Here is a 24,964-nt window from a genome sequence, read left to right as displayed (position 1 = left end):
ATTAACGTATAAAGTTTTAAATCATGAAAGTATATAAAATATTTCCCCAAATAATTGTCTTAACTCTATCGTTAGTTTTGAGTTCTTGTACAGACTGGCTCGATGTTGAACCCAAGTCCCAAGTTCGCGATAGTAATTTATTTTCATCCGAAAGTGGCTTCAAAGAGGCATTGGCAGGCGTTTACACGACTTTGGCCTACGAACCATTATATGGAAGAGAAATGACCTTCGGATTAATGGGAGTTTTAGGGGCTGAGTGGGATTTTCAAAGTATTTCTTATGACTTTGATAAAACCTATGATTATAAAAACAGCACTACTTCCTTAAACAGAATTGATGCTATTTGGAATCAGATGTATAACGCAATAGCTAATGATAATAAATTATTAGAAGAAATTGATGCTAAAAAAGGAGCCTTTATAGATAATAATTTTAACATTATAAAAGGAGAGGCTTTAGCATTAAGAGCATGGATTCATTTTGACCTTCTTCGTGTATTTGGGGCAAGCTATAAGGAAAACCCAAACAAATTGTCTATTCCGTATTTCACAAAAGCGAGTAAGGAAATTGCACCGCAGCTTTCAGTAGATGCCGTAATTACTAATGTTATTAATGATTTGAACCAAGCAGCAGAGTTATTGAAAAACGATCCTATAGTAACAGGCCAGCAAATTACTATTGCAGATGATAATGGATATTTAATGAATCGTCAGGTGCATTTAAATTATTATGCGGTCAAAGGACTCTTGGCAAGAGCTTATCTCTATAAACATGATCACGCTCAAGCAGTCTCGAATGCTATGGAGGTAATAAATTCAGCGAAATTCCCTTGGATTACTCAAAATAGTTTGGTAGATGCAAATAATGCAAACCTTATATTTTCTACGGAACATTTATTTGCTTTAAATATTGTTCGAATGAATACTATATATCAAAACTCGTTTACCACAACAGGTGGTAGTAATGTTTTTTATATGTTTCCTGCAACCAGAACCGAATATTACGATAGTAATTCAGATGATTACAGATATCTATACTGGTACAGAGCAAACAATGAAGGGAATTATTTTTTAAGAAAGTACGAGCAGTTAGAAAGTACAAGCTGGCCGACTGCTTATAGAAATAAAATGCCAATTATCAAATTGTCTGAAATGTACTTTATTGCTGCGGAAGCTCTCAAAGACACAGATATTACAAAAGCTTCAGCAATGATTAATGAAGTACGAATACATAGAGGGTTAACCACAATGAATATTGATCGTGCTGTATTTGATGCTGTTTTATTACAAGAATTTAGAAAGGATGTTGTAGGCGAAGGACAACTGTTCTTTTTTCATAAAAGATTAAACTCAAGCCGTATTCCTCGTTCGCCAATTAATGATATAATAGCGGTAAAAGGTTACAAATTACCAATTCCAATAAGTGAGCTTAATAACGCACCTGGCAGAGTAGATAATCAATAATTAAAAAACACATTTCATCACTATGAAAAATATAACATTTGCAATACTAATCTGCTCCTTGCTATTTATAGGATGTGAAGAGGAACCCAAATCAGTATTTCCTGAAGATTTCAGCGGACTGAATTTATGGTTAGGCACTAACACTACAAAACCAGATAGTTTGGAGTACAACTATGCTTTTAAATCACTTAATAGTGTCGACAGCATAATGTTTTCTGTTAGATTAACTGGATTTTCTAATGCTCAAGACAGAACTTTCAGGTTAAAGCCAATAGCTGGAGATACCACTGCAATTTTAGAAGGAGTTCATTATAAGTTAAAGGACTATGTATTGAAAGCAAATACCTATCAAGATGTTTTTCCTGTTTATATCTACCGTTCTTCTGATTTTAAGAATAAGTCTGCTAAGATTGTTTTTGGACTTAAAGAAAATGAAAACTTTAAAAAGGGAATTACAGAACGTTCTGATCTAAAAATTGTTTTCAAGGACAAATTTAGTAAACCGGCTCATTGGGATGTAGACCCGCTTCCTTATTACAGGTTGTCTACCTTTTTTGGTGTTTACTCGGATGTTAAATTTCAATTTATTACAACCATAATCGGTGAAGCGCCAGTATTCAAAGTTCGTTACACAGGCACACCGGTTCCTCCTAATGAAATTAGTTATACGCGTGCCCAGTATTATCAAAATCGCTGCAAAAGCGAATTGATAAAGTACAATCAAGAGCACAGTCAGCCTTTGAGAGATGAAAATAATGTATTAGTTGTTTTTCCATAATCTTTGGATAGGACTAATTAAAAAAAATAAAAATGAGAAAAGCAAATATATTTAAGTTGTACAGCTTCTTGTTTCTTATGATTACCATGGTTTCCTGTTATGATGATAAAGGGAATTATGAGTATCAAAAGTTAGATGAAGTAACTATTGATGTTTCTGAAATGGAAACCTCTTATTCTATTTTGCGTTATGATACCTTAACGTTAAAACCTAAAGTAATCTATAAGGGTACACAAGTAAATCCGGAAAACCCTCAATTTAAAGAGTTAAGTTTCAGTTGGGAAATGTATCCCGCCCAGATCAATAGAGATGTCCAGGAAAGACACGATTTAGCAACTACTTTACACCTTCATAAAGAGATTACGGCCAATGAATTAGTTTGGGAAGTACTGTTTACAGTAACGAATACAAATACAGGAGTAAAAACATTTGCAAAATTTCCTGTGGCTGTCACTCCTTCTTTAGCCGAAGGCTGGATGGTGCTCTACGAAAAAGATGGCAATACAGATGTTGGTTTGATAACTAATAATGAAATTTCTAAAACCGCTACTAATGAACGGGTGTATTATGACTTATATGCAAATGCTAATGGAGCTCCGATATCGGGTAAACCAGGTTCACTGATTTATTCACTTGCTAACTTAACCGGAGCTCATGCTTTATATATACAAAGCACTAATGATGCCGTTCGCGTTGATCCCACAACATTTAGAAGTACTGCTGTTTTTAATGATAAATTATTTTGGACGCCTCCAGCAGTAAAAACTCCTGAATTTGTCAATGCAACTATAGCCAGAAAGGAATTTCTAATAAATAACAATCAGTTGCATGTGGTTGATTATACCATTATTGCACCTGGAGACAGAGCATTTAATGATGCATTAGCAGGCAGCTATGGAAAATTAGCACCTTGGATGGCAACTGCGACGAGTGCAGCTTTTGATGCAATTTTATATGACCAAACCAAAAAGAAGTTTGTAAAAGTGGTTTCCAGAGGCGCAGAAATTATTCCTATTGCAACTGCACAGGTTGCAACGGCAGCATTTGATGTCAATAATGTCGGTTTAGAATTAATCGATTCTGATTTAGGATTCAGCAATTTCGAACATATGCTTATGAAAGATGCAGGTGGCAGTTATTTTTTACTAACCGCAAATTTTATTGGCGGAGAGACCACTACAATTGGACGAGGTAAATATAACATGAGTTTGTGCCCCGAAATTGCTAGTGTTAATGCTATTACCGCAGGGGCATATGGCGAAGTGTTTTACTATAGTTCTCCTAATAATTTATATCAATTTAAATACACGCCTGGTACTACAGATAAACTTTGGACTCCGCCAGCTGGCGAAACCATAACTACAATTTCTTTGCAAAAATATTACAATCAGAATAGAGCTACTGGTGTTATATACGATCCTAAGAATTTTTGTAAAATTTTATACATAGCCACTTATAATGAAAGTACAAAAATAGGATCGGTTTATCAAATGGGGGTGAATGAAACCAATGGGGCAATAATAACTGGTACAGAAAAAAAGTACACAGGGTTTGGTAAAATTAAAGCCATGGCATGGAAACCATTTATTGTCAGGTAATCGATTTTATCCCGATACGCCACAAATGTATCGGGATAAAATAATAAGTAATTAATAACAAAAAACAATAAAACTAAATAAATGAAAAAGTTTATAATTTCAGTGATAATGTGTTCTGCTGCAATTGCAGTTAGTGCACAAGATTTTACCATTAAAGGAAAAATTAAAGGACAAGGTAACGAGCAAATAATTGTTCCTGGGCCTGAAGGAGATATTAAAGTACAAGCAAAAAATGATGTATTTGAATTGAGCGGTAAAGCCACAGATGAGCCTATCGTTACTCAATTAAGAACAAGTTACGATCGCAACATCTATTTAGGTGGAGGTAAAACAGGGATGTATATGCCAGCTCCAGGTTTAGAAATTGTCCTTAGTAAAGGAGCAAATATTACTGTCAATGGTAATGTAGAGGAACTGCATCTGGCTGAAGTAACAGGCGATATCCATAATGACGGTTTTACAAAACTAAGAAAAATACAAGCCAAAAACATAAAAGAAATGATGGCGCTTCAACAACAATTCACGGAAATACGCATGATGGGTATTAAAGAAGAGACCGAGAAGCATGTAAAAAAGATGATGGCCAACCGAAAGGCTATTGAAGATGGTAAAAATGCTTTTATTAAAGAAAATCCCGATTTACTTGCCAGCATTTATTACTTAAATCAAACATCCAAAAGTTATTCTGAAAGCGAGTTGGAACAGGCATTCAATGCCTTGTCTCCAACATACAAAAATACCAGATATGGTCTGGGGATAAAATCTAAAATTGAGGCCAATAAAATAATAAGCGATGGTGGTGCGATGCCTGATTTTACCAAACCTGATGTAAATGGTAAGCTGGTTAAACTTTCCGATTTTAAAGGAAAATATGTACTGTTAGATTTTTGGGGCAGCTGGTGTGGCCCGTGTCGTGCCGCTAATCCTCATTTAAAAGAATTGTATGCTAAATACAAATCGTTAGGTTTTGAAATTTTAGGTGTTGCAAGTGAAAAAGTTCAAAGTCAGACTATAGCTGAAAAAAATTGGAAAGGAGCTATTGAAAAAGATGGCTTAACCTGGACAAATGTTATTAACAACGAAATTAATCTAAAACAGGATGTTGTTGAAATGTATAGTATAGAAGCATATCCTACACAAATTTTATTAGATAAAGAAGGACGATTAGTTAAACGTTGGAAAGGCGCAGGACACGAAGAACTAGATCAAACATTAAAAGAAATATTTAAACAATAAGTTATTATGATACAATTAAAAAAATTATCCCCTTTTTGTCTAAGTTTCATTTTTTTCTTTTTTGCATCATTTTTCTTACAAGCACAATCAGAGAAATCAATTCTTATTCATGGACACGTTCAAAATCTAAACCCGGAGATTTTTAAAAAATACAATAAGATCTGGTTATATGAAGGAATTGGAAATCAAAGAAAACTTATCGATTCAACAGAAATAAATGAGCAGGGAGATTTCAAACTAAAAACGAATAAAAAACAAACGTTGTATTCCTTAGATATTTTAAAATGGCAGACCGCATCTTTTTGGGCCGATGCAGATGTAAAAGTTTCGGCTCGTGGTTATGATACGTCTAAATTTAAAATGAAAAATTCCGGTTTTGTTGAGCTGCAAAGTGGTTCTAAAGCAACTAAGATTATTAATACAGCGGATTACAATCAATATCTTGCTTCTGAAGAAATGAAAATTTTGAATGATGAATGGCTTGTAGCAAATCGTACTGCACAGCAAGATTCAACTTGGAGAAAATACATAAAGAGTGATGGGTTTATCAAAAAATCAGGGGAATTTAATAGACTTCGTTTGGAGAAATTTATTGAAGTTAACTCCGATAGTCCAGCCATCGCTTATTTACTGAGTTTGTACCCTACTGATAGTGACAGTGCGTTTTTAGAATCAAACATACAGCAGGCACTTAAAAAATATCCGCAGTCCGAAAATCTTAAATATCTGGATAAGGAGTACCAAACCAAAAAGAATATTAGAAATTCATTAAAAAATAAAAGCCAGATACCTGCATTTGCTTATCCTTCTCCTAATGGAGATGTAATCGGCATAGAGTCTTTTAAAGGTAAATATGTCCTCATTGACTTTTGGGCAAGCTGGTGCGGTCCCTGCAGAAAAGCCATTCCTGCAGTAAAAGAACTTTACGCTAAATATAAAGACAAAGGATTTGACGTGTTGAGTGTTTCTGTGGATTCTAATGAAGAAGCATGGCGCAAAGCTATGGCACAAGAAAATATGCCTTGGCCACAGGTGTTAAGTCCTGATAAAGAAAAGACACTAAAAGAATTTATGATTGTGGGCATACCAACCTTATTTTTAATTGACAGAGAAGGTAAAATAATTCAGAAATTTACTGGTTTCAGCGAATCCTTAAAAGACCAGTTAGCTAAAGCAATTGAAAGTGAAAAGTAAAAAAACAGCATTTTTTCTACTGAAAAAAATATTTGTATTGCTGCTGTTAACTCACAGCGTTTTAACAGCACAGAATACAGAAAGTCAGGATAAAATCGTCAAAAAAGTTTTAGAAAAATCGTATCCTGCAGCTGTAAAGCTGTGGGGTATTGATAGTCTAAGTGCAAAACAAAACAGCCCGCAGTTTTCAGGTGTTGTTGTGAAACAAGAAGGAATTATTTTAACCGCAGCGCATGCAATTCACCCAGGTAACTTTTATAAGTTGCAATTTCCTGATGGAAAAACAGCGAGAGCTAAAGCTATGGGAAGAATGGGAATTAAATCTATGCAGGGAAGACCAGATATAGGAATGCTTAGGATAATAGATCCGGGAACTTATCCTTTTGCAGAAATGGGCTGGTCTGACAGTATGAGCACTGATAATTTGTGTGTCAGTATAGCTTATCCAACAACACTCGATCAAGATGTTCCAACAATACGTGTAGGCAAAATAGCAACAGTGCAGGATCCATGGGGATTTATGGTTTCAACTTGCAAAATGGAACCGGGAGATTCTGGAGGTCCGCTTTTTGATAACTTGGGAAGGGTTATTGCAATTCATAGCCGTATTGCTATAGATGAAGATGTTAATTACGAGTCACCAATCAACCTTTTTAGAGAATATTGGGAAAATTTGCTGCAACCAATAAATTATGCAGAATTACCTTCAGATAAACAACAGTTTACATCTGACACTTTAAAGGATAAAATTATCAGTAATCCAAACGTTACACCGCATAATTTAGTGGCAAAAGGAATTGTTGAAATAGTAAGTAAGGCCGATAAGGCAAAAGTAATAGCTTTTGGCACACTTATTAAACCCGAGAATAAATTAAGAAATTCTACATGGATTGTTACTAAAAGCAGTCTACTGACAAACGATTTTTTAGTTAAAATTGATGGTAAATTATATGATGCAAAAGTTTTTGTCACTAGTCGGCCAAATGATTTAGCACTTCTAAAAATCAATAAAATTGATAAAGAAGCTATTTCTAAAACTAAAGCTGCTGACTCATTTGATAATCTTGGAACGCCCCTTGTCAGTTTTTTAAGTGATAATAAAAGTGAATTAAGTTCTTTAGGATCGAATGTTTTTAAATTTACTGCTAGACCAGCTAAAGGCTATCTAGGTGCAGGCGCCAATTTTATTAGCGGTAATATAACGATTACCAGTTTAGGCCCCGATAGTCCAGCTGTAAAAGCAGGTCTGCAGGTAAAGGATCAGGTGAAATTTATTAATGGCATTGCTGTTGTAAAACCCGAAGATTATGGCAAAGAATTAATGCAGTATATGGTCGGCGATACTATTTCGATAAAGGGATTAAGAAACGGAGAAGAGTTTATTTGTTCCGCAGTGCTGGAAAAATTTCCCTTAAGCGATCATCCTTCCAATAAATTTAAAGGAGGAAGGAGTGAACGGTTTGATAATTTTGAGTCTGTTTTTGCTCATGATGCAAAATTACTGCCTTTCCAGTGTGGAGGTCCTGTTTTTAAAGACAACGGAACTTTTATGGGAATTAATATAGCCCGGTTCAGCCGTACTTGCTCTCTGGCGGTGCCCGCTGATGTAATTTTTAATTTTGTTGAATCTTCTTTAAGTAACAAAACTTAATTTTTCATTAAAAATAAAGGCTCTATCAATTTCAAAAGAATGATATGACTTAGATTGCAGGTATAAATTATATTTCTATCCCGGAGTGAATTTCTATTTATTAAATGAATGACGTAATTTATGATAGTAAATAATCAAAAGGTTAGCTGGAAAATCGTCAACTGTAAAATTAAAATAAATGAATTGGTTCAGAAGAAAAGGTATCCCACCAGCAGAATTTCTCTGCTGTAAATAAATCATGCCTTTTTATTTTTAGAATTTAAAAGTAAAAAACACCTCATTTAAGGAGGTGTTTTTGTTTGATTATAAGTTAAATATATAATGGTTAGTCTATTGTTTCTAAATGAACCATTAACTTTAAATAATATGTTTTTAACATTTTAGGAAAGGCGGGTTTAGTCCAAAATTATTATATTTGATTTTAAATTTTCATACCATCCTAAACAAATCTTTCGCAATGGATAAAGCAATACAACTTAGAGTGAGAAAAGATTTGGACCCACGCCAGCAGCTCACTGTTATAAAACTTAAAGGAAGCCTGATTTCAAAAGGATATACCGAGATTATACATATCCTCGACCAGGATGAGGAGTTTCACATCAATACTTTTGAAACTTCTTCCGACAAGCGAAACGAAGTGCAGGACTATATTACCGCTTTTATAAATCAGGAAAATCTTTTCGATACTATTACTATCAAGTGAAGTATTGTTCTAGGTCTTTATTTCTTTTTGAGCAGTATCTTCTGTTGAAACAGCTTCTTCACCTTCAATAGACTGTTCAGACGGAGCGTTCTCCTGGGGAGCTGTGCGTTTTATAAGGAGATAGAAATCCCTCAGGTGCCACCAGGCAGGGCATCGGTCTGTCGGTCCATTAAAGTTTTTGATGGTGCTGTAGCAGCTTCTCAGGAAAACCTGTGTATCGGTAATGTTTGCCCATTCAGTCAATCTTACTTCCCTGGGCGGGGGACTGTTTTCAAAATAGCGTTTTATTTCTTCATGATTCATGCCGCAAAAATAATTCAAAAGAGGATATAAGGCAAGGTTGGGAAAGGTAATGAGGTGTATTTGTGGCTGGTTTTTATCTTAGGTTGCATCACTGTTTTGACACTCAGATGCTTGCGCAAAGGCAGCGAAGTACTTTTTTTTAAGTCCGTCTTGCCGGTGCTTTCTGTGCTCTTCACTAATTGTTCCGTGCCTTTTTCAGATTAAGATTCAGGGCATGTAAATTCCGTTTAATTCCTTGCTTATCTTAACGATGCCATGGAGCAGTTAGAACGCTCTTGATGTTCAGGAGATTATCCATGTTGAGATAGACAGCTGCTTAATGACCCGGTGCTGAAGCATCTGGTGGAGAGAAAATGAAGGGATTACCGATTCATTTTAGCATGGGAAATTGCCGTTCGCTGAAATTAATTGCATAAAATTCTGTTATGCATTTTTAGCAGTCCTTTAATTGTGATAACACTTGTGTCTGTACCGGAATCTAAAAAGATAAAACCCTGGTCATGAAGCAGTAGGAGATTTTCTAATACAACCGCCTGCTTTTCCTTTTCGGATGCTGTACTGCTTTGGGACGCACTGGAACTGTTGGTGGCCGGGCCGATTAACTCCGAGAGCTCTTCCAGAGGACAGCTCATGCCATATCTGGCAGAAAGAATCTCAAGAATTTTTAGCGTGATGGGCGAGGTTTCCATGATTATAAAGACTTTGCTTTATATACGGGAAATGTCAACCTGTAGTTTTTGTTTAGCTGTTCTTTCTTTCTGATACTCTTCAGGCAGATTATTCCAGTCATGGTTATGGCCGGCAGGATGAATGTCTTTTATAAGGTATGCTTTATACAGTAAAGCAGCCTTCAAGGCTGCTTTGTGTTTTTTTTAAATAAAAATAAATTTGCGGTTACTTAGTTTTTGCCGGACGCACTTCTATTTTGCTAGGCAGCACATTAGGGTTCATTTTTAACAGATCTACGACCATCTGCCCGATATCGGAAGGCTGGATTTTCCACTGATCATTTTCACCTGGCGTATGGCCGTTAAAGTTTGTGCTGACCGAGCCGGGCATGATGGTGGTGCACTTTACGTCATATTCGCGAAGATCCAGCATGGCAGCCTGAGTAAAGCCCACAAGCCCGAATTTTGAGGCATTGTAAGCCGAACCTTTGGCAAAGAAGTTCGCACCCGCCAGAGATGCGATCGAAATGTAGTAGCCTTTGTTCTGTTTCAGCTGTTCGCAGGTCGCTTTAAGGGTATGGAAAGCTCCCGTTAGATTAGTATCAATCATGGAGTTCCAGTCTTCCAAGGACATTTCATCTATGGATGCAAATTTACCGACCCCTGCATTGGCAATGACAATATCGAGCTTTCCGAATTCAGAAATAATCTTTTCAACAGCTTTAAGCTCGTCATCAAAATTTCTGACATCAGACTGCAGGACAAGCACATTGTATTTTCCTAATGCCTGCTTTGCTTTTTCAAGAGCCTGTGGATTTCTTGCGGAGATGGCTACTTTTACTCCATTTTTTACTAAAGCTTCTGCAATGCCCAGACCGATACCTTTTGAGGCGCCGGTTATATAAGCCGTTTTGTTTTCTATGTGCTGCATTTTTGTAAGATTTGTTTAAGTTTTGTATTTTCTGATGAGCACGAAGTTTTGGTCATCATTTGTTTTTAAGTAACAGGGTTCTAAAAATACGAATAAAATTCCAGTAATGCACGGCATAATCTGCCGGCATAGGATATCCCTTTTTCTGTATCTGGCGGAGCGGGTTCAGTGTGGCAGCAGGCGGTTCTCTAAGGATTAAATAGGTTTTATTTTTTATATTCGCGCCGCGGCTTATGGCGTGTTATTCTGAAAATAATAATCTAGCTGATTGCGCCGATTATACCGCTGATAATTCCTAAATGCGAAAGTTCCAAGTATTGATATAGGAATGTTTGTCCATGCACAATAGTACACGATTACAAAACAAAGGGGAGACCTATAATACAGTGAAGCAGCTATCCCCAGGTCATTTGAACAGGCGCAGCCAGCTTTATTTTCATTTTTTTTATAACATAAGCCAGAAGAACAGGTTTTTTATATAATTCCTTGAAACTTTCTGACATTGTATAGCTGAACCACGTTATTATTGTTGTTGCGCCTATGAAAACCAATATTAACTATATTAGGATATAAACAATAATTGCATTTTTTTATGCTTCTAAATTAATTAAAGATTGTTCAGGGATATTATAAGATTAAAAGCCTGACTGTATCATTAACATAATTCTGAAATTTATGCTTCGGAATCAAATAAATTGTATTTAGTTTCAATCTCTGGACTGCAGGAAGGGATGTTCTGAGGTTTCTCATCCCAGTCGCCCCAGTCTCCCCTATATACTTTTCTGCATATTAGTTCGTCATTCTCGCCTGAGTAAATTATCGTGTGAGATATTTCACAGTAACTTTTGCTTTGTTTTATTCCTAAAGTTTCCATTTTTTTTATATTTATAGAGCATGTTAATAATAGAGTTACTTAATTTCTTGACTTTTGGAAAATTAAGAACTTTTATAATAATTATTGTTATAGAATTACAGCGGTTGCTTATAAAATTATGCGTGTTTTATCATTTTATTTTCTTTATAAAAAAGATTAATTTTTAAATCTAAAAATCTGCCTTTATGAATAAGTTAATTATTAAGGGGAAGTTCATGGAGTCAGACCTTACATGAACAGAATAGGCGTTACACATGTGCTTGTGATATTCGAAACATGATAAAGTAAGGAAAAGACAAAGTCTGGAAATCAAAGGTATTTTTTTAGAAAATACGGAAAACCAGATTTAAAAATCTTTATGTAGTAATACAAAGACAGGTCTTTTCTAGATTTATTAGTTTTTTAATGGCTGGTGGAGGAGAGATCATAGGAGTGTTTTGTTTATTTGAATGCCAGTTATTTATTTAGTTAGTTTTTGTTTAGATTGGTTTTAATTGTTCCAGATTTTTTAATTGTGGTTTTGGCCAGTGAAAGGAGATTTTGGCTGGAGTGAGAGTTAATTTGAATGGGAGAATTATTCAATATCTTTTTTCATTAAGATTTAATATTATTCGTTGTTAAATTATTTTGACTGGTAAGAGTCATGTTAAAATTATCCAGCAAAAGTTTCGGGTAGATAGGAAGCTTATTGTTTTATCTTTTCTTTTCAGCAGCTATTATTTGAATGAGCAGACTACACCTTGAAGTGGATTGGTCATCTATTCTGTCATAGTTTTTTACGACAGAGATCCCATTCAAAGTCCTAATAATCTAGTATTGTATTTTAATTTGAGATAGTTCCTCACTACAACTTAAATACGATCCATTGCATTTTTGTGCTCTCTATTTTAAAATAATTTAAAAAATACGTATCTGTTAAGTATTTATACTTATATTTGTACGTATATGTATTTTTTGAAAGCATTAATCTAATCTAAATCTTTAAATTATGATGGACTATATCAGACCCCATGAGGTTGCAGAAAACATGATGGCCGCTGCAGTGAGCAAATCCCAATTGAGTATAAAAGATTTACTGATAAGAGGAGCTCTGTCGGGAGCTCTGCTGGCAATTTCAGTGGCTCTTGCCCTGATGGCAACCGCCCAGACTTCATTAAGTCTCATAGGAGCTTTTGTATTTCCTGTGGGATTTGTAATAATTGTTATCCTTGGGCTTGAATTAGTAACAGGGAGTTTTTCACTAGTACCATTAGCCTGGCTTGAGGGTAAAATTTCAGGTTTTAGAATGATTAAAAATCTGAGCTGGGTATTTATAGGTAATTTGCTTGGGAGCCTGCTGTTTGCAGTTTTATTCTGGGCGGCAAGTACAGAGACCGGGCAGATAAAAGATTTGGGTTTAATTGAACAGGCGATAATAAAAATCAGTGAGAAAAAAACTATTGGCTATGCCGGCCATGGAATGCCGGGATTGTTTTCTGCTTTCGTGAAGGCTGTTCTCTGCAATTGGATGGTCTGCATGGGGGTAATTATGTCAATGACTTCAAAGTCAACATTAGGGAAAATACTGGCAGCGGGCATTCCTATTTTTATTTTTTTTGCATTGGGTTACGAACATGCGGTTGTCAATATGTTTGTGATTCCTGCAGGCATGATGTTTGGAGCTAAAGTTAGCATTTCTGACTGGTGGCTGTACAACCAGTTCATCGTTACTGCCGGCAATATAATAGGCGGACTGCTTTTTACAGGTATGGCTGTTTATTATACGCATGTAGATAAGACAAAAACGGTTACCGACGATAAACTGTGATTTGATTTTTTAATGAATTTCAGGTTTACCAGCATAAAATGCTTTATCTTTTTTAGCTTTTCTGTATCAATTTCATCAGCAGGCTGGGAGCCAAAAGCCGGATCAAACGCGGAGGAAAAGCTGCATCAAAAACCATTTGAAGTTTTGAAGCTTTCGACGGCAGTATGAAGAAGGGCTTCCTTTTCATACACCGCGGCATAGAGTTTTTTTTTCTCCCGCGCCAGAGCAATAAGGGCATGATGTCCATTTTTCAGTTCGTTGTCTTTTAATGTTCGCAGAACCGCCTGCTGCTCTATTTCTTTGCTGTCGAATGCATGAAGTTCTTTAAGGGACTCGTAATATTCAAGGTAGGCGGTTTTAAGCGATTCCCCTTTCGGAATTCCGTCAGCAGAAAGCTTTTTGATATCAGAAATGAGCATATCAAACTCTAAGGTCTGCTGTTTCACAGCCGTTAAAGCGCCTTTATAATCTTCTTTCTCTAGAGATTGCAGCTTTTTTTCACCTGGACCTTCTTTTCCAATGACAATCTCAAAAGCTCTTCGTTCCGACCGATCGAGCGACTTCTTAAAATCGGCCGCATCTGATGATTTGCATGCACTCAATGTTAGAAATAGAAATGCAGCCAGACAAATAGTTAACTTCATTTTATATGTGATTTTATGGATTAGACAATATAAAATTATTCGTGCATTTAAAAACGATTTATATACTAAGTTATGCATTATAAAGTTCTTATAAAACTGTATAAATCGCAATTATAGAATCATTATACAAAGTAACATTTTAAACGCACTCTAATGGGCAACCTTCGATGAATCCTGAGTATGGGAGCTAAAAATTTGAGTGCACATTTAATCAATCTTAACTTTTATTTTTTCAGACCAGTGATATTGGTTAGTTATGTGTTTTCTCTTTTCTTGCTTTTTTAATATATAATTATTTAATAATTAAGCTTTTTCGTATATTTATAATATAATAAATAAAGAATAAACTATGCGAAAACATTACTTTCTTTTATTTGTTTTGTTGACTTTACCTTTAGTCAATGGTATTTCACAAACCAACTACAGCCTTCAAAAATCCCTTCAAACAGCAAAAAAAAATAATCCCGTTCTAAAAGGTCAGTATTACGATGTAGATATTGCTCAAAGTGATATTGTGACGGCGAAATTAAGACCAAATTTAATTTTTGGTTTTAATTATATTGGGATTGCCTCAGAAAAAAATTATGCGTCCAATACCGGTTTTTTTAATAACGCTAATACGCAGACGAATTTACAACTAGGCAAAGTCTTTCAGTTGGCCGGAACACGTAAGAATAAAATTGATTTTGCCAATCAAAACTCTGTTTTAACACAAAAAAACTATAATGAAATAGAACGCAATCTTTTTCAGGATGTAGGTTTGAAATGGGTTGATGTCTGGGCAGCACAAAAACAATTAGAGATAGTTAAAAAAGCCAGCAGTAACTTAGATAGTCTGGTTATTATAAATAAAGTACGTTTAAAAAATGAGGTAATAACCGAGACAGATTTTAATCGTACCTCGTTGCTGGCGAATCAATATGCATTAGAAATAAAAAAATCGGAACAAAACTTAAAAAACGAATTACTCAGCCTTAAATACTTACTAGGTGTTCAGGAAGAAATTAATATTGATTCGGCTGATGATTTTGTATTTGTACTTCCTTCTAATTTAGAAGATTTGTTGAACGAAGCTTTAGATAAACGAACTGATGTTTTGGCTTCTAAATCAATTTTAGATGTTGCCAATACAAATATTAATCTCCAAAAATCATTAGCTTATCCCCAGCCTGAGATGGGATTAATTTACAATCCGCAAAACATGATTCCTTATATCGGTTTATATGGTACAATTGAACTTCCTTTTTTTTCAAGAAATCAGGGTGAAATAAAAAAATCAAATTATCTAAAAGAACAGGCAGAGCAAAATCTGGTAGCAACACAAGGGGTAATTCGAACAGAAATAACAAATGCCTATAATTCTTATCAAATTCAAAAAAGTAATCTGGAGAATTTTAGCGGACTATTGACAAGATCAGAAAATATTTTAAAGAGTGTAAAATATTCTTATTTAAGAGGCGGTACTACCATTATTGATTTTCTGGAAGCACAGCGCAGCTGGCTCGACATACAGCAGCAGTATTACGATTCTATGCAGGAATACAGAAGAAGTTATATCACATTACTTTACGCTTCGGGATTTATTAATCAAATCGCGCAATAATGATTGGTGTCAACCATCAGAATCCATACAAAATAAATACTATCTACATATGAAACATTTAATAAAGTATAGCAGTATTATAGTTCTATTTCTTTACGCCTGTAGCGGAAAAGAAAAGAAACCAGTTCAGGTAGTAAACAACTTACCACAGGTAACAAATAATGGAAAAACCATTGTATTTCCTACTGACAGCAGTGCTGTTTTCTTCGAAACAGAATCCATAGGAAATTCGGTTCTTAATAATCAAATTATGGCACCTGCAAAAGTTTCTGCAACAGTTATGAAATCTCAAGAAGGTGCATCGCAGAATATTATTTTATTTGAGAATCCAGATTTGGCAGCCAGTTATACCCAGCTTATTCAGCACTTGGCTAATGTTAATCAAATTCAGAATAAAAACATAAAACAAAAACAAATAGAAGTAGATCGTGCTAAGGACTTGCTGGCTCATGGCGCGGCAACAGGCAAAGACTTACTGGAAGCGCAGACAGCATTATCTGTAGAACAGACCAATTTGGCCAATGAGAAAGCGGCTTTGATTGAATACGAAACAGACCTGAAAGCTGGCGGTTTTGAACCTCAAGCACTCAAAAAAGCAAGAGCAGGCACATCATTTATTATTTGCGATATTCCGGAAAATCAGATCAGCAGAATAAAAAACGGTGATAATTGTATCGTACAGTTTACAGCTTTTCCTAACGAAAAATTCTCTGGAAAAATTGATGACATTGCCGATATGATTGATCAGTCAACCAGAATGGTGAAACTGCGAATAAGCCTGAATAATGCAAGCGGAAAATTTAAGGCTGGTATGTTTGCGACAGTTTCTTTTGGCGTAAGCGAAGGGGACAATATCAGTATTGATAAAAATTCATTGGTTACGGTTCAGGCAAAAAACTATGTTTTTGTAAAAAAAGGCAGTAAAGAATTTGAACGCACAGAAGTGACGATCGGAAATCAGATAGGAGATAGAGTCGTTGTGTATAATGGTTTAATGAGTGGTGATGCTATAGCCGTTAAAGGTGTCATGCAGCTGAAAGGACTCAGTTTTGGATATTGAAAACAAAGATTCTGTTTAAAAGATGAGAGTGAAAAACAGTATTTACTAACACTTTAAAGAAAAAACAATGACACAAGCACAAGTATATATCGATAAAGATGAATTAAAAGGAACCCAGCCTTTGTATGAATATATTTTAAGGTTTTTGATTGAACACAAAATTATGGGAGCAACTGTATTTCATGGTAAATTAGGATATGGAGCCAGTCGGTATCTTAACAGGCCTCATGATTTGTTCAGTTTTGATAAAATACCTTTACTGATCAATTTTATAGATGAAGATGAAAAAGTAAAATCTGTTTTAACAGCTTTGCGAAAAGTATATAAAGGAGGTTTTATAGTTACGAATCAAGTAGAAAAATGGTAAACAGATGATTAAAAATTTACTCATATTCAGTCTTCGTAACCGCTGGGTTATAATTGCAATCAGTGTTGTTTTAATGGCAATAGGTTTTTGGTGTTTTACCAATTTAAAAATAGAAGCTTATCCGGATATTGCAGACACCAATGTCATTATAGTAGCACAATATGATGGGAGAGCTGCAGAAGAAGTAGAACAGCAGGTTACCATTCCCATTGAAAGAGCTTTGCAGAATACGCCAAATGTTTTAGACCGCCGAAGCAGAACTATTTTTGGTTTGTCAGTAGTCCAGCTTACTTTTAAAGATGGTACCGATGATTATTTTGCACGTCAACAAGTAACAGAACGACTTTCAGAGGCTGAATTACCAGATGGTGTTGCGCCTTCATTAGCACCGCTTTCTACTGCTGTTGGCGAGATTTTCAGATATGTTGTAGAAGCGCCTTCAAACTATAGTCAGGCCGAGCTTAGAGATTTGCAGGACTGGGTTATAAAACCTGCTTTGCTTCAAGTTCCAGGAATTGCTGATGTAACTACTTTTGGAGGGCCATTAAAGCAGTTTCATATTATTACTTCGCCGGAAAAGTTAAGAAAATACAATCTTACACTGCAAAATGTAATGGATGCAGTAGATGCAAATAATCTAAACACAGGGGGAAATATAATTGAAAGAGGCGGACAAGGTTTTGCAGTGCGTGGTTTAGGTGCGATTAAAACAGAGCAGGATATTGAAAACATTGTTCTTAAGTCTGAAAACGGAGTGCCGGTTTTTGTTCGTGATGTAGCAACTGTCGAGATCACGCCTCCACCGCCAAGTGGAGTTATGGGATATACGGTTACCCAAGACAAAAAAGATGTAAGCAGCGGTGTTGAAGGTATTATTCTTTTAAGGCGATATGAAAATCCAAGCGAGGTTTTAAAATTGTTAAAAGAAAGAATGGCCGAGCTACAAGAAAATGATCTGCCTCAAGGCGTAAAACTGCGTCCTATGTATGACAGAACGTTCTTAATTGATCATTCGCTTGAAACTGTTGCGCATACCTTATTTGAAGGAATTTCTATCGTAATTATACTGTTGATTCTGTTTCTTGGAAGTTTCAGAAGTGCATTAGTAGTAGCTTTGACTATTCCATTTGCATTACTATTTGCCTTTATTTTAATGAGACTTACGGGTATTCCTGCCAATCTGCTTTCGCTTGGTGCGATAGATTTCGGAATTATTGTAGATGGTGCTTGTTTAATGGCAGAACATCTTATAAGGAAATACAGAACAGCGACACCAGAAGAAAGACAAGAGGGTATTGTTCAAATTACCCTTCAGGCTGCTCAGGAAGTTGGAAGAGAGATTTTCTTCTCTGTAACTATTATTATATTGGCTTATATGCCAATACTTTTAATGACTAGAGTAGAAGGTAAATTGTTTTCTCCGATGGCTTTAACTTTGGCTTTTGCCGTTATTGGTTCAATGCTGGGAGCGCTTACCTTTATTCCTGTGTTAATTTCGTTTGTTTACAGAAAGGCAATGCTCGATGTAGATAAACCCATAAAAGAACACAAAAATGTGGTGTTGGATTATTTGACTAAATCATACGAAAAGACATTATCCCGATTTTTAAATAGTTATAAAAAAACGACAATAATTGGTTTCTCGATTGTGGCAATATTCATTTTATGTGGTTTAAAATTAGGAACTGAATTTTTACCAACATTAGATGAAGGATCGATCTTTTTAAGAGGAAATTTTCCAGCCGGAATTTCAATACAGGAAAATGCAAAGTATGCTCCTAAAATCAGAAAAATTATCGCTAAGTATCCTCAAATATCTTACGTAATAACTCAGACCGGACGTAATGATGATGGTACAGACCCGTTTCCTGCTAATAGAAATGAAATTTTAGTGGGATTAAAAGATTACAAACTCTGGAGCGATACTATTGCTAAAAAAGATTTGGTCGAAATAATTAAAAAAGATCTGCAACAGCAAATTCCATCAGTACAATTTTCTTCAGGACAGCCTATTATTGATCAGGTTATGGAAATTGTAAATGGAAGTGCTGCAGATCTTGCAGTTTCCGTCGTAGGCGACGATTTGGAAATGATGAGAAAAAAGGCAGAAACCATTGCACAAATTGCTAAAAATACTCCAGGTGCTGAGAATGTTAATATTGAACAGGAAGGAGAGCAAGAGCAATTGGCAATTGATATTAATAGAGAACAAGCGGCGAGATTCGGAATTAATGTGGCCGATATTCAAAATATGATCGAAGTGGCAATTGGCGGCAAAACAGTTTCGACTTTATATGATGGAGCAAAACGTTATGATATTGTGGTTCGTTTTTTACCAGAATACAGAAATTCTATTGATGCAATAAAAGAAATTTTAGTACCTTCTTCTAATGGTGCTTTAATACCAATGAATCAATTGGCAGATATACATTTTGTTGAAGGACAGACGAATATTTATCGTTATGGAAGTAAACGAATGATTACGGTTAGAACGAATATTAGGGGAAGAGATCAGGGAAGTTTTGTGAAAGAATTACAAGCAAAAGTTGGGAAAAACGTAACTGTGCCTAAAGGATATAGTATCATTTATGGAGGTCAATACGAAAATTTGGAGCGAGCAGGAAAACAATTGGCATTCACTATTCCGCTAACCATTATTATGGTTTTCTTATTTCTGTTTATGCTTTATAAAAATTTTCAGCACACCATGATTACCATGAGCTGTATTTTGTTTGCTTTAGGAGGCGGTATTATGGCTTTACTTCTTAGAGGTTATTATTTTAATGTTTCTGCAGGTGTTGGATTTGTCAGCATTTTTGGAATTTCGGTAATGTCGGGTGTACTTCTTGTATCGGCTCTAAACAGAAAAACATTGTTTAAGAAGGATAATTTGCAGGAAAACGTATTAACAGCTTCAAAGGAGCAGTTAAGAGCCTTATTATCGATTCTAGTTGTGGCAATCGTGGGACTTATTCCGGCTGCCACATCTTCGGGAATTGGTTCAGATGTACAGCGTCCGTTGGCAACAGTAATCATAGGCGGATTAACGAGCACCTTACTTTTCGCTCCAATACTAATTCCGCCTTTATATTTTTGGCTGAATGAGAGGAAATTAAAATGAGTGTTATAAATCTAATATGAAAAAAATGAAACTTCTTCAAAATTATTTTTCGGATAATACTCTAAGGCAATCCATTTTGCAAAGTTGTTGTACATTTATATAAGTTCTATTGTGTTTTTTTTCATAAATAAATTATTCTATCTGTAGCATAAGTATGAAAATAGTAGCCGTTTCCAAAAGGTTTTTGAGTTCTTTTAAAGAAAAAAAAGGAATTTCTTTTTTACGTGAAAATGATAAAATTATCAGACAATTTATACTTACCATTTTTTTTATAGGAGTTGGAATCTGGTTTATCAAACATGAAAATTCAGAATTAAAAGAGGTAAATAATGTATTGGCAGATGCCAAAAGTTTCTGGGTTGTATGCGGTATTGCACTTGCAGCCTTTTATATTGTGCTTCAGGCATTAATGTATTTTGCTTCTTTTAAAGCAGTTCAGAGCGAAATTTCCTTTAAACAGGCCGTTATTCTGTTTCTTAAGCGAAATTTCGTTAGTGTTTTTCTGCCCGCAGGCGGCATTTCTTCTTTAGCATTTTTTACCAAACCTATTGAAAAGAGCGGTGTTAAACCTACTCAAATTCATTTTGCTTCTCTGATATATGGTTTTGTAGGGATTCTTTCGGTGATTATTGTAGCCATACCGGCTTTGATTTATTCTTTATTTCAGGGAACTGTTGGATCTGGAGAATGGTACGCTTTTGCAGCAGTTGTGGGATTAAGCATTCTTGTTTTTTTTATTTACAATTCGATTATCAAGAAAGGAGCTATTTATCGTTTGATATTAAAGTTTTCTCCTTCAACAGAAATATTTATTGATGATTTCAGAAACAACAAAATAATTAAAAGGAAGTTCTTACAGGTTGTTTTTTATTCTGTGCTTATTGAGTTTGTTGGAATTGCGCATTTATATGTGGCAATGATTGCACTGGGATTTACTCCTTCATTAGCGGCAGCAGCAATGGGATATATTATTTCAGTTATATTTTTGATTGTTTCTCCTTTTCTTCGAGGACTTGGAGCCATCGAAATTTCAATGAGTTTTATACTTATTCAATATGGATTCGAAAATGTCAACGCTATAGCGATTACTTTTTTGTATCGTTTTTTTGAGTTTTGGATTCCGTTATTGGCAGGGGCATCACTTTTTCTATTCAGTGCAAACAAACTATTGATGCGTGTTGTGCCTTCTTTTCTGCTTTTCATTTTAGGATTAATCAATATAGTGTCGGTTTTAACTCCGGCAATTTCAGAACGTCTGCATGTCTTAGAAAATGTTATTCCTATTTCTGCTATTAAAGTGTCAAATTATTTTGTGATAACCGCTGGTTTATTTATGCTCGTAAATGCCGCTTTTATGCTCAAAGGATTGCGTACTGCGTGGTGGTTTGCAGTTTTCTTGACTGGAATTTCTATTATTGGAAATCTTACTAAAGCAATTGATTATGAAGAAGCTTCAATTGCCTTGTTAGTTCTTCTTACTTTGATTTTTACACGAAAAGAATATTACATAAAGAGTAATTCACATTTGCAGAATATTGGCTTAAAAACGGTTTTAATCAGCATTGCGGCGGTGTTGGTATACAGTATTTTAGGGTTTTACTTTCTGGATAAAAAACATTTTAATATCGATTTTAACTGGCTTGAATCGATTCGATACGGACTGCAGAATTATTTTTTAATCGGAAGTTCTGATTTAGTGCCTTTAGATCGTTTTGCGAGACGCTTTTTACTTTCTATAAATATCTGCGGATTTCTGTCATTAGGATTTCTGATTTTTGCTTTAATACGACCTTATACAGTCAAAAAACAAGTGGTAGAAGATGATTTTGTAACGGCTGATGAACTTGTAAAAAAGCATGGTAATTCTGCTTTGGACTATTTTAAAACCTATGATGATAAAGTCATTTTTATTACTGCAGATAAGAAATCTTTTTTGGCCTATCGCGTAACCGATAATTTTGCTGTTGTTTTAGAGAATCCTGTCGCTGTATCTGATGCTGAGATGAAACAATGCATCATAGAATTTGATGTTTATTGTTACGAAAACGGATTAAGAAGCATCTATTATCGAGTTCCGGAAGAAAGTCTGCCTTTGTTTCATTCACTGCATAAAAAGAGTTTATTTATAGGTCAGGAAGGAGTAGTAGACCTTAATACATTTAGTTTAGAAGGCGGAGCTAAAAAATCACTTCGTAATGCCATAAGCAAAGTAAAAGAAAAAGGATTTACAGCGACAATTCATAATGCGCCTGTTAAGGATGGATTGCTGCAGAAAATAAAAGCAGTAAGCGATGAATGGCTTGTTAGTACAGGAAGAAGTGAAATCATTTTTTCGCAGGGAAGATTTGATTGGGAAGAACTCAAACAGCAGACCATTATCACAGTCGAAAGTGCCGAAGAAAAGATTGTCGCTTTTATAAATGTAATTCCGGATTATGCCAATGGTGAAGGAACTTACGATTTGATCAGAAAAACAAATGATGCGCCCAATGGTATTATGGATTTTATTCTTTTAGAACTTTTTACGTATTTGAAATCTCAGGGCTGTACCTCAGTAAATTTAGGACTGGCGGCGATGAGCGGATTAGAAGAGGCAGAAACTTTTCCAGAGAAATCAATGAAGTTTGCTTACGAACGAATTAAATTCTTTTCACGTTATAAAGGCCTTCGCGATTTTAAGGAAAAATTTTCTCCAGTATGGTACAATAAATATCTAGTGTATTCTCATGATTATGATCTGCTTCAGGCTCCATTAGTTTTAAATAAATTAGTTAAACCATAATTACAAACTACAGAGATATGAATACAAAGCAGTCAAATTGGTTTAAAATAGCAGCTTTACTTTGTATTATAGTTTGCATTGCTGATTTTATCGTATTGTTTATATTAGGAAATTACTATCCAGGATACAGTCATTTAAGAAATACAATGAGTTCTTTGGGAGCTTCTGCAAGTCCTGTATCAGCTATGCTTTCTACATGGTGGATAGGTATTGGAATTGTATTTGTTTTTTTCGGATTTCAGTTTAGAAAAGCCTTTGACAGTAATGCTAAAAATGTAAAAATTGCTTCAGGGTTAATTATATTGTACGGATTAGGTGAAGGAATAGGCTCTGGTGTTTTTAAAGCCGATAGAATACGAGGTAAAATGACCAGTTCCTTTATAATGCATGATATAGCTGGCGGAATTGGTCTTTTAGCTGCATTGTTACTGCCCTTGTTTATGCACAAAGTGATTTTAAAGAAAGAGAATCCGTTTTTTTATAGATTGTCATGGATTGTTTTTATTACAGGAATCATAACCATGCTGTTGTTTACTATTCGTTTTTCTTCAGGTGAAACCAATGTTATCATACACTATAAAGGATTGTGGCAGCGCTTGTTTCTGTTGAATCTCTATGTTTATTTTATTGTAATTTCCATAATAATGTATCATAAGAAAAGTATAGTTTAATTTCATAATGCTAAAAAGTAATTAAGATGAATAAAATTGTAATTCTCACGCTTTCTATTTTTATTTGTTGTTTCGAGGCATTTGCATCAGCAGCCGATACTATCACAGTTGGAGCATTTGGTAAAGTTGCTATCTATAAACCTAAGACTGCTCCTAATGCTGTTGTATTGTTTGTTTCGGGTGACGGAGGCTGGAACAGCGGCGTTGTAGACATGGCAAAAAATATTGTCGATCAGGGTGCATTAGTAGCAGGAATTGATATTCAGCATTATTTTAAGGCCATCAAAAAACAAAAAGTCAAATGTTATTATCCAGCTGGAGATTTTGAAGAGCTGAGTATGATTTTGCAGAAGAAGCTAAAAATGAACCAGTATTTAAAACCTATATTGGTCGGTTATTCTTCAGGCGCAACTCTGGTATACGGAATGCTGGCTCAGGCTCCCGCAAACACTTTCAGCGGAGCTATTGCTTTAGGATTTTGTCCGGATATAGAAACCGACAAAACATTGTGTGATGGAACTGGATTAACTTCTCATGTTTTAAAAGAAGGGAAGGCCTATTATTTGGAGAAAACAGATAAATTAACAGCTCCTTTTATTGTATTGCAGGGAACTACAGACCAAGTTTGTAATTATGCAGATACAAAAAAATATATGGATGGACTAAAACAAGGAAAACTTATATCCTTATCCAAAGTGGGACATGGATTCTCAGTTACCAAAAATTGGCTGCCTCAGTTCATTGAAGCTTACAAGGAAGTTTTAAGTACGCCTAATTATGCTAAACAACAATCAGAACAAAATTCTTTATTAAAAGAACAGCATCTTACACCACTTCCATTTGAAATGCCTTTAACTTTAATTCCGACTAAAAACAAGAATGAAGATTTGCCTGTAGCGTTTTTGATTTCAGGAGACGGAGGATGGACAAGCTTTGATCAGTCTTTTGGGGAAGCTCTGGCAGAAAAGGGAATTCCTGTAATAGCGCTCGATGCACAAAAATATTTTTGGAACGCCAAAACGCCATTAGAAACCGCCAATGCAATGGCAAAAGCAACAGAACATTATATGCAGCAGTGGAATAAAAAAACATTTGTACTTGTTGGTTATTCATTTGGAGCTTCGATTGTTCCTTTTGCTGCTGCTAATTTTCCGGAATCATTAAAAGAAAAATTAAAAGGCGTTTATGCCTTGTCTCCTGATGTAAAAGCTGATTTTGAAATTCATATTGCTGATATGCTGAGCTTAGAAAGTTCCAGTGATAATTATGATGTAATTTCAGAAATAAAAAAAATCAAATCTTATAATCCGGTTTGTTTTTTTGGCAGTGAAGAAGATTCACAAATCCGTAATAGATTTTCAGAGTCCGGTATTAAAACTATTGAAATACCGGGTTCGCATCATTTTAATAATGATTATAATAAGATAACAGAGAGTATCCTTAAAGAAATTAAATAATTTTTAAAAAAAACTCATGCAGACAGATAGATTATACTGTATCTAATCTATTG

General features: G+C 35.1%; 20 protein-coding genes. 15 read left to right on the top strand and 5 right to left on the bottom strand.

Annotated elements, in window-relative coordinates; all coding sequences use genetic code 11:
* Window positions 1-23: 23 nt before the first annotated feature.
* From P2W65_RS19515 to P2W65_RS19485, 7 genes are all read left to right on the top strand, one after another.
* On the top strand, window positions 24-1,463 hold the full coding sequence (locus tag P2W65_RS19515; protein WP_289660272.1) for a RagB/SusD family nutrient uptake outer membrane protein: 1,440 nt from the start codon (window positions 24-26) through the stop codon (window positions 1,461-1,463).
* Window positions 1,464-1,485: 22 nt separating this feature from the next.
* Window positions 1,486-2,241 (top strand): DUF4843 domain-containing protein, encoded by a 756-nt coding sequence (locus P2W65_RS19510; RefSeq protein ID WP_289660269.1) that lies wholly within the window; start codon window positions 1,486-1,488, stop codon window positions 2,239-2,241.
* A 32-nt stretch (window positions 2,242-2,273) separates the two neighbouring features.
* Entirely contained in the window at window positions 2,274-3,839 is a 1,566-nt protein-coding gene (locus P2W65_RS19505; RefSeq protein ID WP_289660267.1) for a PKD-like family lipoprotein, read from the top strand.
* 81 nt (window positions 3,840-3,920) lie between these two features.
* The gene (locus P2W65_RS19500) at window positions 3,921-5,075 is read left to right on the top strand and encodes a peroxiredoxin family protein (protein WP_179003302.1); all 1,155 of its coding nucleotides are present in this window, start codon (window positions 3,921-3,923) and stop codon (window positions 5,073-5,075) included.
* A gap of 6 nt (window positions 5,076-5,081) precedes the next feature.
* Window positions 5,082-6,269, top strand: a complete 1,188-nt coding sequence (locus tag P2W65_RS19495; RefSeq protein ID WP_289660262.1) for a TlpA family protein disulfide reductase — start codon at window positions 5,082-5,084, stop codon at window positions 6,267-6,269.
* Entirely contained in the window at window positions 6,259-7,920 is a 1,662-nt protein-coding gene (locus tag P2W65_RS19490) for a trypsin-like peptidase domain-containing protein (RefSeq protein ID WP_289660259.1), read from the top strand. The genes P2W65_RS19495 and P2W65_RS19490 overlap by 11 nt, the downstream gene beginning before the upstream one ends.
* A gap of 457 nt (window positions 7,921-8,377) precedes the next feature.
* On the top strand, window positions 8,378-8,623 hold the full coding sequence (locus tag P2W65_RS19485) for a hypothetical protein (protein WP_289660257.1): 246 nt from the start codon (window positions 8,378-8,380) through the stop codon (window positions 8,621-8,623).
* A gap of 9 nt (window positions 8,624-8,632) precedes the next feature.
* On the opposite strand, the gene P2W65_RS19480 is transcribed toward P2W65_RS19485, so the two are convergent.
* From P2W65_RS19480 to P2W65_RS19465, 4 genes are all read right to left on the bottom strand, one after another.
* Window positions 8,633-8,926: a DUF6965 family protein gene (locus tag P2W65_RS19480; RefSeq protein WP_289660255.1), complete on the bottom strand. Its 294-nt coding sequence runs from the start codon at window positions 8,924-8,926 to the stop codon at window positions 8,633-8,635.
* 404 nt (window positions 8,927-9,330) lie between these two features.
* The gene (locus P2W65_RS19475) at window positions 9,331-9,615 is read right to left on the bottom strand and encodes a hypothetical protein (RefSeq protein ID WP_289660253.1); all 285 of its coding nucleotides are present in this window, start codon (window positions 9,613-9,615) and stop codon (window positions 9,331-9,333) included.
* Between the two features lie 205 nt (window positions 9,616-9,820).
* On the bottom strand, window positions 9,821-10,525 hold the full coding sequence (locus P2W65_RS19470) for an SDR family oxidoreductase (RefSeq protein WP_289660252.1): 705 nt from the start codon (window positions 10,523-10,525) through the stop codon (window positions 9,821-9,823).
* Window positions 10,526-11,198: 673 nt separating this feature from the next.
* Window positions 11,199-11,399 carry a hypothetical protein gene (locus tag P2W65_RS19465; RefSeq protein WP_289660251.1) on the bottom strand — a complete coding sequence of 67 codons (201 nt, stop codon included), beginning with the start codon at window positions 11,397-11,399 and terminating at the stop codon, window positions 11,199-11,201.
* A gap of 988 nt (window positions 11,400-12,387) precedes the next feature.
* On the opposite strand from P2W65_RS19465, the gene P2W65_RS19460 reads away from it, so the two are divergent.
* A complete protein-coding gene (locus P2W65_RS19460) occupies window positions 12,388-13,206 on the top strand; it encodes a formate/nitrite transporter family protein (RefSeq protein WP_289660249.1) in 819 nt (272 codons plus the stop codon).
* Between the two features lie 125 nt (window positions 13,207-13,331).
* Here the strand turns inward: P2W65_RS19460 and P2W65_RS19455 are convergent, their stop codons facing one another.
* A complete protein-coding gene (locus tag P2W65_RS19455; RefSeq protein WP_289660247.1) occupies window positions 13,332-13,850 on the bottom strand; it encodes a hypothetical protein in 519 nt (172 codons plus the stop codon).
* A gap of 349 nt (window positions 13,851-14,199) precedes the next feature.
* Here P2W65_RS19455 and P2W65_RS19450 point away from each other — a divergent pair, with 349 nt between their 5' ends.
* From P2W65_RS19450 to P2W65_RS19420, 7 genes are all read left to right on the top strand, one after another.
* Window positions 14,200-15,453 carry a TolC family protein gene (locus P2W65_RS19450; RefSeq protein ID WP_289660245.1) on the top strand — a complete coding sequence of 418 codons (1,254 nt, stop codon included), beginning with the start codon at window positions 14,200-14,202 and terminating at the stop codon, window positions 15,451-15,453.
* A gap of 49 nt (window positions 15,454-15,502) precedes the next feature.
* Window positions 15,503-16,513: an efflux RND transporter periplasmic adaptor subunit gene (locus P2W65_RS19445; RefSeq protein WP_289660243.1), complete on the top strand. Its 1,011-nt coding sequence runs from the start codon at window positions 15,503-15,505 to the stop codon at window positions 16,511-16,513.
* A 67-nt stretch (window positions 16,514-16,580) separates the two neighbouring features.
* On the top strand, window positions 16,581-16,880 hold the full coding sequence (locus P2W65_RS19440; RefSeq protein WP_179003728.1) for a DUF190 domain-containing protein: 300 nt from the start codon (window positions 16,581-16,583) through the stop codon (window positions 16,878-16,880).
* A 4-nt stretch (window positions 16,881-16,884) separates the two neighbouring features.
* Complete coding sequence (locus P2W65_RS19435; RefSeq protein WP_289660240.1) at window positions 16,885-20,001, top strand: efflux RND transporter permease subunit; 3,117 nt, start codon at window positions 16,885-16,887, stop codon at window positions 19,999-20,001.
* Between the two features lie 154 nt (window positions 20,002-20,155).
* Entirely contained in the window at window positions 20,156-22,783 is a 2,628-nt protein-coding gene (mprF, locus tag P2W65_RS19430; RefSeq protein WP_289660237.1) for a bifunctional lysylphosphatidylglycerol flippase/synthetase MprF, read from the top strand.
* A 17-nt stretch (window positions 22,784-22,800) separates the two neighbouring features.
* A complete protein-coding gene (locus P2W65_RS19425) occupies window positions 22,801-23,454 on the top strand; it encodes a DUF998 domain-containing protein (RefSeq protein WP_289660235.1) in 654 nt (217 codons plus the stop codon).
* A gap of 26 nt (window positions 23,455-23,480) precedes the next feature.
* Complete coding sequence (locus P2W65_RS19420; RefSeq protein WP_289660233.1) at window positions 23,481-24,911, top strand: AcvB/VirJ family lysyl-phosphatidylglycerol hydrolase; 1,431 nt, start codon at window positions 23,481-23,483, stop codon at window positions 24,909-24,911.
* Window positions 24,912-24,964: the final 53 nt, after the last annotated feature.

The organism is Flavobacterium panacagri (genome assembly GCF_030378165.1).
Lineage (GTDB): Bacteria > Bacteroidota > Bacteroidia > Flavobacteriales > Flavobacteriaceae > Flavobacterium > Flavobacterium panacagri.
The sequence above is the reverse complement of the archived record's forward strand: the minus strand, read 5'-3'. Positions and strand labels throughout refer to the sequence as shown.